This window comes from Paracoccus spongiarum, assembly GCF_030732095.1.
Taxonomy (GTDB): domain Bacteria; phylum Pseudomonadota; class Alphaproteobacteria; order Rhodobacterales; family Rhodobacteraceae; genus Paracoccus; species Paracoccus spongiarum.
The window spans coordinates 1-12,388 of the sequence record NZ_JAVAMQ010000037.1 but is presented as its reverse complement, the minus strand read 5'-3'; the positions used below and the strand labels follow the sequence as shown (position 1 = coordinate 12,388).

General features: G+C 62.9%; 15 protein-coding genes and 1 tRNA gene. 5 read left to right on the top strand and 11 right to left on the bottom strand.

All coding sequences use genetic code 11. The annotated features are described in order from the left end of the window. Positions 1–313: 313 nt before the first annotated feature. The 4 genes from Q5Y72_RS19995 to Q5Y72_RS18910 all read left to right on the top strand — a co-directional run bounded on the left by Q5Y72_RS19995 (position 314) and on the right by Q5Y72_RS18910 (position 2,462). Complete coding sequence (locus tag Q5Y72_RS19995; protein WP_371930869.1) at positions 314–691, top strand: helix-turn-helix domain-containing protein; 378 nt, start codon at positions 314–316, stop codon at positions 689–691. Next, positions 633–1,250: a helix-turn-helix domain-containing protein gene (locus tag Q5Y72_RS18920; protein WP_305964954.1), complete on the top strand. Its 618-nt coding sequence runs from the start codon at positions 633–635 to the stop codon at positions 1,248–1,250. Before Q5Y72_RS19995 ends, Q5Y72_RS18920 begins: the two co-directional genes overlap by 59 nt. Positions 1,251–1,750: 500 nt before the next feature. Further along, positions 1,751–1,825, top strand: a tRNA-Asn gene (locus Q5Y72_RS18915). Positions 1,826–2,045: 220 nt separating this feature from the next. Next, entirely contained in the window at positions 2,046–2,462 is a 417-nt protein-coding gene (locus Q5Y72_RS18910; RefSeq protein WP_305964953.1) for an HIRAN domain-containing protein, read from the top strand. Positions 2,463–2,476: 14 nt separating this feature from the next. Here Q5Y72_RS18910 and Q5Y72_RS18905 read toward each other — a convergent pair whose 3' ends face one another. The 11 genes from Q5Y72_RS18905 to Q5Y72_RS18855 form a co-directional block, all read right to left on the bottom strand. Beyond that, on the bottom strand, positions 2,477–3,565 hold the full coding sequence (locus Q5Y72_RS18905; RefSeq protein ID WP_305964952.1) for a phage portal family protein: 1,089 nt from the start codon (positions 3,563–3,565) through the stop codon (positions 2,477–2,479). Beyond that, positions 3,565–4,119 (bottom strand): HK97 family phage prohead protease, encoded by a 555-nt coding sequence (locus Q5Y72_RS18900; protein ID WP_305964951.1) that lies wholly within the window; start codon positions 4,117–4,119, stop codon positions 3,565–3,567. Before Q5Y72_RS18900 ends, Q5Y72_RS18905 begins: the two co-directional genes overlap by 1 nt. A gap of 1 nt (position 4,120) precedes the next feature. After that, positions 4,121–5,353: a phage major capsid protein gene (locus Q5Y72_RS18895; RefSeq protein ID WP_305964950.1), complete on the bottom strand. Its 1,233-nt coding sequence runs from the start codon at positions 5,351–5,353 to the stop codon at positions 4,121–4,123. Between the two features lie 4 nt (positions 5,354–5,357). After that, entirely contained in the window at positions 5,358–5,696 is a 339-nt protein-coding gene (locus Q5Y72_RS18890) for an HNH endonuclease (protein ID WP_305964949.1), read from the bottom strand. Continuing rightward, positions 5,687–7,198, bottom strand: a complete 1,512-nt coding sequence (locus tag Q5Y72_RS18885; protein ID WP_305964948.1) for a terminase large subunit domain-containing protein — start codon at positions 7,196–7,198, stop codon at positions 5,687–5,689. Before Q5Y72_RS18885 ends, Q5Y72_RS18890 begins: the two co-directional genes overlap by 10 nt. A gap of 113 nt (positions 7,199–7,311) precedes the next feature. Continuing rightward, positions 7,312–7,866 (bottom strand): head-tail connector protein, encoded by a 555-nt coding sequence (locus tag Q5Y72_RS18880; RefSeq protein WP_305964947.1) that lies wholly within the window; start codon positions 7,864–7,866, stop codon positions 7,312–7,314. A 206-nt stretch (positions 7,867–8,072) separates the two neighbouring features. Then, positions 8,073–9,200 (bottom strand): AAA family ATPase, encoded by a 1,128-nt coding sequence (locus tag Q5Y72_RS18875; protein ID WP_305964946.1) that lies wholly within the window; start codon positions 9,198–9,200, stop codon positions 8,073–8,075. After that, on the bottom strand, positions 9,197–9,550 hold the full coding sequence (locus Q5Y72_RS18870) for a hypothetical protein (RefSeq protein WP_305964945.1): 354 nt from the start codon (positions 9,548–9,550) through the stop codon (positions 9,197–9,199). Before Q5Y72_RS18870 ends, Q5Y72_RS18875 begins: the two co-directional genes overlap by 4 nt. Next, entirely contained in the window at positions 9,550–9,753 is a 204-nt protein-coding gene (locus tag Q5Y72_RS18865) for a helix-turn-helix transcriptional regulator (RefSeq protein ID WP_305964944.1), read from the bottom strand. The genes Q5Y72_RS18870 and Q5Y72_RS18865 overlap by 1 nt, the downstream gene beginning before the upstream one ends. 74 nt (positions 9,754–9,827) lie before the next feature. Next, positions 9,828–10,208, bottom strand: a complete 381-nt coding sequence (locus tag Q5Y72_RS18860) for a hypothetical protein (protein WP_305964943.1) — start codon at positions 10,206–10,208, stop codon at positions 9,828–9,830. Then, a complete protein-coding gene (locus Q5Y72_RS18855) occupies positions 10,208–11,440 on the bottom strand; it encodes a tyrosine-type recombinase/integrase (RefSeq protein WP_305964942.1) in 1,233 nt (410 codons plus the stop codon). The genes Q5Y72_RS18860 and Q5Y72_RS18855 overlap by 1 nt, the downstream gene beginning before the upstream one ends. Before the next feature lie 391 nt (positions 11,441–11,831). Between Q5Y72_RS18855 and Q5Y72_RS18850 the strand changes: the two genes are divergently transcribed. Beyond that, the coding region (locus Q5Y72_RS18850; RefSeq protein ID WP_305964941.1) for a hypothetical protein at positions 11,832–12,388 on the top strand (557 nt) is incomplete at its 3' end.

Below are 12,388 nucleotides of genomic sequence, written 5' to 3'. Positions count from 1 at the left end.
CGGGCGGTTCCCGATGCGGATGTTGTTTGACACGAATATCTGCAGGAAGCCTATAATCGGGTCCGGCACGAGATGGGCGTTGACGTGGACATGACACCGATGGCGCCGACGGTGATCGGCGCACAGATGGTCGTCCCGATCCGCATCGATGGCCGTGCGCTAGTATTCGATCCGGTCGACAAATATGCGGCCTATGGCGGTCTGGCCGATCATGGCGTCGAGGTCAGCGGCCCCACGATCTCGGACGTCGCCCTGTCAGGGAACCTGCTGATCATCACCGCGGCTGCACCGCTGTCTCTGCGCACCGTCAGCTATGCCATGCAGGCACAGGACCACAGCGGCGCTCTATATCAGGACGGCGAAGGCAAGGGCTATGCCGGACACCGTGGCGACATCATGGAGGCCGCCCCGCTCGCCAGCTACCTGGTGCGCCTCTCAAGCGCTTCGTCCCCTCGTTCAGGATCGCCGCGTGACCGACTGGCGCGACATGCTTGCCGCAGGGCTGAGTATCCGCGAAACGGCGCGGCGCTGCGGCGTGGCGCCGTCTACGATCATGAGACGGAAACAGCGCGACGGGGTGGTCCACTGCGGGCCGTCCCGTGAACAAAGGCGGGCGCATCTCGGCAGTCAGAATGAAGAAATGGTCGCGCATCGCCAGCGCGAAAGAGACGCCGCGCGCGGCACTGGATGAGCGCAACGCCACTATCCTCAGCCATGCAGCGACGGGCCTGAACGCGGCGGAAATCGCCCGCGAAGTCGGCGTCAGTCGTGGCGTCGTCTGGCATGTACTGTCGGCCCATGGCACCCGGCCGCACCCGGAACCCCGGATCAGAAGCATCGCCGACGTGGTCGCGGACATGATGCGGCTGGACGCGGTCAAATACCTGATTGCCGCCTATGACGATCTCGCCGGGCGGACGGATGCCACCGTCGCCGAGGTCTTTGCCTACGGCCTGGCCCCGGCCGAGGCGAATATCTTCGGGATCCTGTCCCGCCACCAGGGCCGGATGGTGCCGGTCCGGATGATCGAAGCCGCACTGGATGCCGAGCGCGATGCCGATCGCGTCGTCGGCCGGCATCTGATTTACGTTCATGTCAGCCGTCTGCGCCGAAAGCTGCGCGGGACGCCGTGGCGGCTCGTCAATGTCTTCGGATACGGCTACCGGCTGGACGCCGAAACGCAGTCCTCCGTGTCAGCAATCGACGGCAGTGCGGCGGCCATGAAAGGCACTCGCTCAGGCACCGTTTAAGGCTGCCTTAAAGCCCCCCGCCGTCAAAATCGTTTTGCTGCAAATATTCGTGTCAAACTGTGCAAGAATTCGTGTCACGCTACAGCGGACCGCCGCCACGACTTGCGCCTGGCCGGCGAGGCTGAGCGCCGCACCCAGCGCGGGCGCCGGGCCGGTCGTGAGGCCGATCCCCGCATGCGCGAAGCTCGGCTGGACAGGCGGGGGTGAAACTGGGCTTTGCCACAGGGCTCACCCTTCGAGTGTTTTACTCTCCGGCAAACCCGGGGCGGTTCAGGACTCGGCCACGCAATGGCTGCGGCCTGACGCGGATGACCGCCCGAACGGGCGATGCGGCGGCACTACAGCCGCACCGGACTCGGAAGTGCCCGCGTGAATTCGACAGAGGGAGCCAGTCATCAAAGGGCCGATGACCGGGGCAACGTCAAAATCCGCCACCAGTGAAAAGTCTTCGCAATCCCTCTGGACGCCCCCCGACGCCATTGCTATACCCCGGCTCGTGTTCCGGCGTAGCTCAGCGGTAGAGCAGTTGACTGTTAATCAATTGGTCGTAGGTTCGATCCCTACCGCCGGAGCCAAAAATCCCTGAAATATCAAGGATTTAAGAGCAAGCCCCCGAAAGGGGACATTTCTCTTTGTGACTTTGGGGAACACTGGGGGAACAGGTCGAAAGCGGGGAACGCGGACCAGCACCGCCGATGAATCGGGCTACTCGGCCCGCTTCAATGCCGCGAAGGTGACAGCGCCCGCTTGTTGTCCTAAGCTTCAGAGAAGAGTTTAGAGGTTCGGGGGTGGTGCATGGCACTGTTTGGTTTGTTCGGCGGATCAAAGAGCAAGAAAGAGGTCCGATGCAAGCGAGGCAGGGGCAACACCTATGAGATAGTGGGGGAAGCCAGTTACCAAGCCGATCTGCTCAAACTAGCTGGCGGCAGAAAGGGCGAACATGGCGTCAAAATTGATGAGCAGGCTACACTCCGCCCGGAACCCTCGAACCCTCACGATCCGAATGCCGTCGCTGTATTCATCCATAAGAAAAAGGTGGGATATCTCAGTAGGAACGACTGCCCTACGTTCAATGCCTTCTTGCGTGAAGTTGGAGCCGACAGTGCGGTGTGTGATGCCCGCATCGTCGGGGGATGGAATGACGGCGCGGGAAACGAAGGCCACTTCGGAGTCAAGTTGTCGCTTTCGTGGCCGCCCAAGGTTGCGACCTAGGTTGTCTTGAACGATCATTTTCCGTCATCCGCCCAATCAATGAAGGCCAGCGCATCTTGCAGGGTTGCGCCCTCGATCCCGGCTTCCTTGGCCTGGGCCAGTGCCGCCACCATCGTTGCCAGCGCCCGTGCCTTGCCGCCCGCGTCGAAAGCCTGCATCGGTCGCACAACGTCGATCTGGACAGTCTCACCGAGCTTTTCCGAGACTTCCTCGGCCATCTGCCCGGCAATCGGCTGCAAGATAAGCTGCGCAAGATGCCGCTGCGCCTCGCGTACCATCGGCCCGGTTGTGTCCGGGTTCATCAGGCCGGGCAGGATGCCGAACACGCCATAGATCGCGCCCTTGGCGTCAGTCAGCAGCTTGTCGGCAAGGGTCTTGTCCAGATGCGGTGAAAGCTGGTCGGGGTGCTGGCCGATATTCGGATTCATGCCCGCCGCCGTCGCCTGCGCCACGCCCTCGATCACTAGAGCCTGACCGCGCCGCCCGCGAAAGCCCGCCCGCAACGCTGCCATATCATCGGCGCTGCCCTCGGGCACAGGGATGATCTGGGAACCCAACGGGGCATCCCTGAACACGTCGCGCAGGGCGGTTTCCAGTTCGTGCAGCAGCTGCGCCGAGAGCGGCGCGCGGCGCAAGGGTCCGGTGCCGGTCCACGGGGCTGCCGTGTCGCAGCCGATGCGGAAATGCAGAACCTCCTGCGCCAGCGCCGTTTCCCGCCGTCCGCCGCCGATTTCAGGGATGCCGAGACGATATGCGCGGGGAATGCCGTTGCGCGTGGTCACGTCCCAGTCGGTCGCGGGGATCAGCCGGTCACGGATCAGGAAAACAGCCTCTCCACGCAAGGCCAAGGCGCGCGCCGTCATCGCCATCGTGCGCCGGTCAATCATGTCGGTGCCGGTCACGTCTGCAAGCGACAGGCCGCTTTCCCATAGACTGACGCAGGTCTGAACTGCCGCCGTCAGTTCGGCCAGCCCGGACGCCCCGCTGATCCAGCTTTCGCGCGCCGCCATGACGGCCGCCGTATAGCCGGTGGCAACAGCGCGGGTTTCGGAAATGTCCGCGCGTTCGGACGTTCTGCGCCGGAATAGATCCATGAAGCCCATCACGCCCTCCAACGGTTCAGGGGATTGACCATGCCCCGATAAGGTTGCCGGTCCTGATGCGTTTTCCACGCCCTCGCCTCGATCTGGGCCGAGGGATAGGCGGGCCGGGTCACGGCGCTGATCTCGAACAAGGCCGCGCGGCTGATCGTCCGCAGGACGCCGTTGCCCCGCCGCTCGATCCGCTCGCCGCCGTCGTGGACACGGAAGCCCGGCGACAGTCCACGGATCAGCCCGCCCGCATGTGCCGCCAGAAAATCGCGGGCCCAGGTCGTGCCGTCTGCAATCGTCGCCTCGATGGTCAGCGCGTCGTCGCCGTCCGTCAGCGTCAGGTTGCCCGCCGCCCGCGAGGCGAGGGGCTTGTTGTAGTCGTGACCGGACAGCAGATGAATGTCTTCGCCCGCCTCGATCCGATCAGCGAAGGCACGGGCCGCGATAACCTCGCGCCGCCCCGGTGCCAGTTCGGTTTCTGCACCATAGGGAAACCGCGCCCGAAGGCGGGTTGAACCGCCCTCGCTGCGAAGTTCCAGCGCGCCGAGATTGCCGCCCCACAGCATCTTAGCTGCCGTCCGCGATGCCGGTCAGGATGCGCGTTTGCAGCCCACGCGGGACGGTGAAATCGGCCGTCACAAGCCCCGTCAGGACCAGCGCGCCGCTGCCTGCCTTCGTGTAAGGATCGCGGATCAAATCGACGCCGCCGTAAAGGCCCAGATAGCCCGGCGCGATGCCTTGCACGTTGGCCGTCATTATCGCGGTTTCGGCGGGGATCACGTTGCTGATCGCGGGCTGGCCGACATGTTTCGCCAGACGGTCCCATTCCGAAACGGCGGTGCCGGTGATCAACGCTTCGTCCAGTTCGGCCCAGATGGCCGGATCAAAGCCCAGATTAACCTGTCCCGCCGACGTGATCGCGTTGGCCTGCATGAATGCGACAACCTCGGCCCTGAACGCCGCCCAGGTGGCAGTCGCGCCAACGGCAGTCGAAGTGATGCCATAGGTCGCTGCGCCGGGGATGATGCCCAGAGGCTGCCCGGCAGCGCCCGAACCGTTGACGACAACGCGATCCAATTCGGTGCCGATTACCGCGTTCAGATCGCGCCGGATTGCGGCTTCCAGACCCTCGCCCGCCTGTTTCAGCGCCTTGCGGCTGATGATCAACTGCGCGCCGCCGGTATGGTCGGGGTTCAAGCTGCGTTCGGCAGTATCATAGGGCGAAGCCGCACCAACGTCGCCCAATTCGGTCGTCTGCCATCCGAACACTGCGCCAGCGGTCGCGACCGGGAACGCCAGTTCGCCGTTCGTGATGTTGATGCGCTGAACGCCCAGACGCTCGGCCACGCTGCCGGGGAAAATCCGGTCGATGATCGGGCGAATTGTCTTCGGGTTCACCTGATCGGCAGCGACCGTGTTGCGGGTTTCCAAGGCCGCGTAGGGGATCGGAACGCCACGATAGCCGCCAGCGGCCCGCATTTCCTCCACGATCTCGGCGGTTGCGCCCGTCAGGCCCTTGCCTTCGTCCAACGCCAGCGCCACTTGGCGCAACTCGAACCTGCCCATCATCTCGGACCATTCGGTATCCGAGCGGGTTTCCAGATCCGCCCCGGCTTCGCGCCGTTCCTGATCCTCGGCGGTCAGCGCCGCGCGATAGCGGGTTTCATTGGTGCGATATTCCTGATCCATGCTTTCCATGGAGCGGGTTTCGTCTTCGGTCGGCTTTTCCTTGCCCACCAGTTCCGCCAGGGCCTGCCGGATTTCCGACTGGCGGCGGGCGATTTTTACAGATTCCAGCATTGATTTACCTCATGTTGCCGGTTTCGTTCGTCGCCAGATCGGCAACAGCTTGCCCCCAGGCGTCACGCTCGGGGGATGTGATCGGGGGCGGGTGGCCGCACTCGATCCGGGTTTTTCTGGTGTGGCAGGACGGGCAGCGGGTCGCGCAATTGGCCGGGTCGAAGGCCAGCTCGGGCCGCGTCCGCACGGGCTGCACATGGTCGATTTCCAACCTGCCGCGCGTCTGGCCGCAGTCCACGCAAGCCCAACCGTCACGCTCCAGCACGACATGCCGCAGCAACTGCCAGCGCTTCGTTTTCAGGACGGGCCGAGAATAACGGCGGTGTTCGCGGTTCAGGCCCATGCCAACCTCGCTTTCCGCGTCGGTGCCGCCTTCATGCGCTGCCCCTGCGCCACGGCCAGCAAGGTTGCCGCCGCCGCGTCGATGCGGCCCAGCGAACGGGCCTTTGCCAGCTTGGCGTTGTTCGCCGGGTCGTGCAGAACGATGGCGTCTGAAAAGGCAGAGCGCAGAAGCAGCGAAGGGGCCACTTTCACCTCGCCGTCGAATAGCGCGCGCCGGAAGCGTTCCACGTCCTCGGAGCCGTCTTTCCAGCCGAAGCCGCGCCAGATGAAGGGAACGCGGGCCAGACCGGCCTTTTCCATCGCCTCGACAAATTCGGCATGACGAAAACGGTCGCCCACGACGCAGGCGATCTCGCAGCCGTCCAGCTTGCGCACGATCTCGGCCAGCCACGGGCCGGGTGGAACCGTCGCATCGCCCATCGTGATCAGTTCGCCGCGTTCCTGCATCTCGGCATAGCGACCGGACACGCCATCAGCCGCGCCACGATCCGCAAGGCCGGGGTTGCTAGGGAAGGTGCCCAGAGCCTCCAACCGGCCAGTGTCGGGCCAGTAGAACGCCGCAGCGGACATGGACCGCGAACCGCCCAGATCAACGCCCAGAATGCACGGCCCTTCACGCGGTGGAAGATCATCCGGGGCACACTCGGCACTCAGCCATTCATCGACGGTAACAAGCACCGAGCGATCTTCCGTCGATACTCTTTCATTTCTATTCAGGTTGCGGAAGCTGGAAAGTGCAGAGCCGCCCCGTGCAATCGCACGCTTGGCCTGGGCGACCAGCCATTCGGGGCTTGAGCCGATGCCCTCGACTGCGCCTGGGTTGGCTTGCAGCAGGCTTTCCAGATCGTCAGCAGGCAGGCCAAAAGCGGGCCGGTGTTCCTGCACATAGGTCCCGGGCGGCGGTTCATCCAGCCAGCGGGAAAAGGTGTTCGCGTCGTCCGGTGCGCTTGTGCTGATGATAAGTGCACGTCCGTCGCGCTTGCCGAGACCGGACAGGATCGCGTTTTCGAGATTGTCGCCTTTCTCGCGTTCCCACGCGGCACGTTCGTCCATCAGGGCCAGCGTCGGAGCGCCGCCAAGGATCGACTTGCCGTCAGCCGCGATGCATCGGGCCAGACCGCCGCCGTTGCCGGAATATTCGACTTCCAGCTTGGAGCCGCGCCGGATCAGGAATTGCTCCTGCTCATCTTCGGGCAGCCCCTCAATGAAGCCGACCAGGAATTGAAAGGCGGTTTTGGCCTGATCGCGGTTCCGGGCAGCGAACAGGATTTCCCGTTTCGGCTGATCGTCCCACACGCCCTTTAGCGCGCCCAGAGCCAGCCCGGCAGACAAGGCGGTTTTGGCGTTGCCACGTCCGATGCTGAGACAGGCCACCATGACGCCGTCGCCCAGTGCGCCACGAACGAACTCGCGCTGAAACTCGGCAAGCCGTAGCGGTTCACCTGCCTTTTTTCCTTCCGGAATTTTCAGGGTTTCCAGAAACGCAATCGCTTGATCGGCCATTTCAGGGGCCGGGAAAGAGAGCGGAACACTTGGCAGCCGGTCCCCCGTATCAATCGAAACCGGGGCATTGGGACCAGATCCCCCGCCCCCCTTCGCCCTGGTCGCAGCCGCCGTCATACCGCAACCCGCCGATGCCGTGCCGCGATGCGGGACGCCGCGACTGACAGCCCTTGCCGCGCATCCTCTGCCCCACGCTGGTCATAGAACGCAGCCGCCTGATCACAGATCGCCAGCGCCAAGTCAGCCGGGATGCTCGACGCCTCCATGCCAAAGCCCGCCGGATAGGTGATGCGCAGGTGCTGGCCCTGTCCTGTGCTGGTCAGGCTGATGACGGGATAGCGCCCGCCCTCGATCCGCCATCCCGCCGGGTGCGGGGTCACGTTGCCCGCCTCGTCAATCAGTTCAAGCGTGATCGGATGATCGGTCAGACCTGCGGTCCAGAACGGACCAATGGGCAGGGGGATGCGGCAGCACCAGCTGGACAGTGTGACGGTGATGGCCTGGGCCAGCAGAGCCAATCCGCAATGTGCCTCGATCTCGCGCGCCGCTGCATCGGCCATCTGCGCAATCGTCCAATCCTCGAAGTCACCATCAACGCGGGCGTGCGCCTTCACGCTGTCCAGGTCAAAAGGTGATGCGGTGCTGATCGGGGTGCGGTTGGTGTTCATGGAAACTCGATTGCTGCGCCCCGCAATCATAATTCACAAGCAACCCATTGATAAGATTATCAAACCATAACGTTAGCTAACACGCAGGGGATTATCTGCTTTTGCGCAGCCCCGCGCCAAGCGGGTGCGCAGCCTATAGGGGTATGGGGGTTGGAAGGAACAGGGGTTGGAAGGGGGTTGGAACGGGGTTGGAAGCGGTCGGAACGTCATTCAACCGCTTCCAGAAACTGCCGCCGTTTCGATGGCGGGCCATCCTCGGCCAGCCTGATCTTGCCCGCTGCCAGCAAGGTTTCCATGGCAGAACGAAAGGCACGCTTATTCACGCCCTCGGCCTCTGGGTGATTTGAAAACACCGTTGGTGCATAGGTCTGCCCGCCACCAGTGTTCACCCGCCGCCCTTGCGCTGTCAGAAGGACCAGCAGCTTGAGGAACACCCGCTCGGACCTTGCGCTTGCCGCCATGCGATCCAGCCCGGTTTCCGGTTCGTCAGCGACGAACACCCCCCCGCGCCACGTCATGCAGATTTCGCCGCCAGTCGTGGAATAGTTCGCCTTTTTGGTCGAAAGTATCCGGGCATCGGGATTCGCCTCGTATCCGTCCTGCACTACACGTTCCAGATAGAGGCGGCTGCGCACCGAATTGTTCCACGCCGTCGATCCGCTCGTGCCCGAACCACTGTTCAGCCCGGACAAGGACGGGTGCGCCAGCAGCAGCACGGCGCAGTCGTGACGGATCGCCAACCCGCGCAGGATGCCGACAAATTGCCGCGCCTGCGCCCGGTCATTCTCGTTGCCGGGAAACAGGTCTGCCAGCGTGTCCAGCACCACAATCGCCGGGCGATCTTCGTCGGTCCGCTTGTCGATCTCGGCAAACAACGGCGACGGATAAAGCGTGCCGGTCTTGCCGTCCTGCATGGCAAGCAATGCGTCCTCACCCGCAAGGCTGCGCATAGTCAGGCGGTCCAGATCATCGAACCGCAGGCCATCCGCCTGCACTACGTCATTCAGGCGGCGGTGCAATTCCGCCGTGTCATCCTCGGCACTGATGAACAGCGCCCCGCCCGACGATACGGCCCGCCCCATCCATTTGCCGCCCGACGCAACAGCACAGGCCAGTTGCAGCGCCAACAGACTTTTGCCGGTGCCGCCATCTCCGCCCAGCAAGGTCACCGTCCCGGACGGCACCAGATCGCGCACCAGCCATTCCCGCGAAGGGACCGGCTTTCCCGCCAGATCAGACGCGGGGAAGAACCGCGACAAGCGCGGATCGGGGTTTTCGGTGAATGGATTATCATAGTCTGCCGCCACGCGGTCGAGATTGGCAAATTCGTTCATGCCGCCCCCGCCGCATATTCCAGAAAGGCCTTCTGGTCGTTGCGCGCCAGTCGCCGCCAGCAAGCCACCAAATATGCTTTCCGCTCGGCCCGGCTGGCCCAATCGGCCCAAAGTGCCGCCTCGGCCATCACGCTATCGAAAGGCGCAACGGGCGGCCCCGCCCGCAAGGCGTCGTGCAGGATTTCAAGGAAAGGAAGCCGGTCCCGTGCATCACAATCGACCAGCGCGCGGATAAGCGCCGTTGCCTTGTCCTGCCGATCCAAGTTATTATTGAACCAATCCCACCAGGATTGAATTTCGTCCCCGGCTTGGTTCGCAGCCTCGCCGGGGAAGTCTTTTTCATGGATCATCACAGCCCCCCCTGCGATGCCACGGCCTGCGCCTCGATCCAGTCGAAAACTTCGGCCTCGTCAAAGTAGCGCCGGTTGGCGATATAAATGGGGCGCGGGAAATTCAGTTCGGGGTCATTCAGCTTGCGCCAGAGCCACATGTCCGACGCGCCGTCAAAGATTTCGTTGCGCAGTCGAGTTGCAGAGATAAGCTTGCGTGCCACTTGGGTGCCTTTCGCTTGGTTGCGTTAGGCCCCCTATTGATCGCCGTTCTTCAGGCTAAAAAATCCTGCGGCAATTATTTTTTTGCGATCTTGTTCTTTTTTGGCCGCCCACGCGGTTTTGCGGGCTTCGCCAGCAGTTTCAGCCCCTCTTCATTCCGAACCCGAGACAGTCGTAGCCCAAGTGCGTCAATCGCGAGGCTGTTGGCCTCAAGCAAGTATTCCAGCGCAAAGTCACAATTTTGATTGTCCAGTTCGCGAATGCCATTCTTGGCGTTCTTGAGCGCAGTGACCCAATACGTGCGACCGCTTTGCAAGTCGTCTTTTGATTGGCGCTCAGAGGCCGCATCGCCGACCCAGAAGCTCGTTGTAGCTCCGTGCCCGACGCCCTCAATTTTTCGTATAAGGGCTTCAAGTCTCGCTCGGATCATATCGTCAGAGGTTTTGCCAACAGCCATCACCGCCCCCCGATCCGCACGACGTTGCCCGGCTTGCCCTCCACAAGCTGCGTCACATAGCTGGCCCACGCATCCAGCGCGGCCCGCTTTTCTTCGGCATAGTTGTGCCTCTGGTAAACCCCGACGATACCGCCGCCGGTCCCGCTGACATGGTTCAAGACAGCTTCGGTCACGCGCACCGGGATGCCCAGACGCGCCATGCCGGTCGCCGCAGTTCTGCGCAGATCATGGAAGGTCCAGCGGGGAATTTCGACCGGCTCGCCCCGATCCTCTGCCGCAGCCTTTTGCATCGCATCGGCCAGTGTCGCACGCGCTTTGTAGAAGCCGCTGACAGGCGTTGTCCCGGTCGTGGTGAAGATGAAGCCCGGTTTCCCGGCAATGCGGTCCACTCCCGCCAGAACATCGCGCACGGCACCGGACAGCGGCACATCATGCACCCGCCCGTTCTTTGTCCGGTCGGCTGACAGGTGCCACAGATCGCCGCGAATTTCACTGTCAGTGATTTGTGCGGCCTCATTCAACCGCTGGCCCGTCAGCAACAGCACCTTGCCCAGCGGACCCCAAGGGAAGCCCTCGGCTTCGCAGGCTGTCCAGAACCAGCGAATTTCATCGTCGGTCAGAACGCGGTCGCGGCTCGGTTCTTTCGCCACAGGCTTAACGCCTGTTGCCGGTGACATGGGGATAATGTCGCGTTCAACCGCCCAATTCAGAAACTTGTTCAGATAGGCCCTGACGCGGTTCGCGGTCACGAAGCGCCCGCTGTCGGCAATATCGTCCAGCAGGTCGATCACGTCACGCTTGTTGATCGAATGAATATCCCGCTCGCCCCATTCCGCCACGACGAACCGATCCAGTTCCCGCCGGACCACCGCACCGCTTTTCAGGCTGGCAAGGTGCCGTTTGTGATATTGGCCGATCAGCACCTTGATCTTGTCGCGGTCGTCCTCGGGCTTCGGCGCTTTCGCGGCCCTCACTTCCTCGGCAGGGTCGCGCCCCTCGGATGCCGCCGCCAGCGCATCCCTCGCCCGCTGCCGCGCATCTGCCAGTGACAGCACCGGATAGGCCCCCAGCGTCATGCGGCGATGGGTGCCGCTGTGGCGGTATCGGACCTGCCAGCCCTTCTTGCCGGTCGGCTGAACAACGAAATAGAGGCCAGTGCAAAGCGCGTCGGGTATCTCCTGGCGCTTGTCGGTCGGCTGCAACTTATCGACGGATGCGGCGGTCAGTTTCATAGTCAATTTGTCCTCTGGGGAACAGTCTGGGGAACAGAATAGCGGATTGCCATTGTTCCCCAGCGTTAGACTATGAGAGAGATAATTGTCAACATACGCCGCATATGCTGATGATTATTTGTCTGGACCGTTTTACATCGTTAGACCGTGATCGCCGCCATAAATAGACTGTTAATCAATTGGTCGTAGGTTCGATCCCTACCGCCGGAGCCATAAAATCAGATACTTACGGCCCGCAGGACTCCTAAGACGGGAAGTTAAGACGGGTTCTAAGACGGAGGGCGTCCCCTGCGGGCGCTTTTTCCGTCTTTGTGGCCCCCACCACATGTGGCATCAAGGCTGCATGTTGAATCAATCAGTTGACCCCCGCATCCTCGCCCTGTGTGAGAAGGTGACCGCGAAGCGCGCTCGCGCGCTGATTGACTACCTGATCGAGCACGACGAGTGTTCGACCGAGGACCTGAACGAGATGGGCTACGACCACCCGCCCCGCGTGGTGGGGGATGTGAAGGAAGCGGGCATCCCCATCACGATGACCCGGGACCGGGTGTCGGCCAAGACGGGCCGCAAGATCGGGGCCTACCGTTTTGGGGACCCGGCTGACATCAAGTCCGGGCGCATCGACGGGCGGCGGGCGTTCTCAAAGCCCTTCAAGGACCGCCCCGTGGCGCACTACGGTTCCCGCGAGGCGTTCACGCAGGAGGTCCTCGCGCCGCGCTACCTCCAGATTGACCACCGAGTCCCCTATCAGGTCGCGGGCGACGGTTCCTTTGATGGGTCCAACCCCGACGCCTACATGCTGATCGACGCCTCAAGTCAGCGGGCGAAGTCGTGGTCCTGCGAGAACTGCATCAACGCCCAGAGGGACCGCCGCAAGGACGTCTGCAGGTTGTGCTTCTGGGCCTCCCCGGAAGCCTACACCCACGTCGCACCTGAGGAGGTCCGCGG

Bases quoted from the DNA above. Each gene is read 5' to 3' on its own strand.
- Q5Y72_RS18870 (WP_305964945.1), bottom strand. From the start codon at position 9,550: ATGATCCATGAAAAAGACTTCCCCGGCGAGGCTGCGAACCAAGCCGGG.
- Q5Y72_RS18910 (WP_305964953.1), top strand. From the start codon at position 2,046: ATGGCACTGTTTGGTTTGTTCGGCGGATCAAAGAGCAAGAAAGAGGTC.
- Q5Y72_RS18900 (WP_305964951.1), bottom strand. From the start codon at position 4,119: ATGCTGTGGGGCGGCAATCTCGGCGCGCTGGAACTTCGCAGCGAGGGC.
- Q5Y72_RS18905 (WP_305964952.1), bottom strand. From the start codon at position 3,565: ATGGGCTTCATGGATCTATTCCGGCGCAGAACGTCCGAACGCGCGGAC.
- Q5Y72_RS18860 (WP_305964943.1), bottom strand. From the start codon at position 10,208: ATGGCTGTTGGCAAAACCTCTGACGATATGATCCGAGCGAGACTTGAA.
- Q5Y72_RS18855 (WP_305964942.1), bottom strand. From the start codon at position 11,440: ATGAAACTGACCGCCGCATCCGTCGATAAGTTGCAGCCGACCGACAAG.
- Q5Y72_RS18890 (WP_305964949.1), bottom strand. From the start codon at position 5,696: ATGGGCCTGAACCGCGAACACCGCCGTTATTCTCGGCCCGTCCTGAAA.
- Q5Y72_RS18895 (WP_305964950.1), bottom strand. From the start codon at position 5,353: ATGCTGGAATCTGTAAAAATCGCCCGCCGCCAGTCGGAAATCCGGCAG.
- Q5Y72_RS18875 (WP_305964946.1), bottom strand. From the start codon at position 9,200: ATGAACGAATTTGCCAATCTCGACCGCGTGGCGGCAGACTATGATAAT.
- Q5Y72_RS19995 (WP_371930869.1), top strand. From the start codon at position 314: ATGCCATGCAGGCACAGGACCACAGCGGCGCTCTATATCAGGACGGCG.
- Q5Y72_RS18885 (WP_305964948.1), bottom strand. From the start codon at position 7,198: ATGGCCGATCAAGCGATTGCGTTTCTGGAAACCCTGAAAATTCCGGAA.
- Q5Y72_RS18880 (WP_305964947.1), bottom strand. From the start codon at position 7,866: ATGAACACCAACCGCACCCCGATCAGCACCGCATCACCTTTTGACCTG.
- Q5Y72_RS18920 (WP_305964954.1), top strand. From the start codon at position 633: ATGAAGAAATGGTCGCGCATCGCCAGCGCGAAAGAGACGCCGCGCGCG.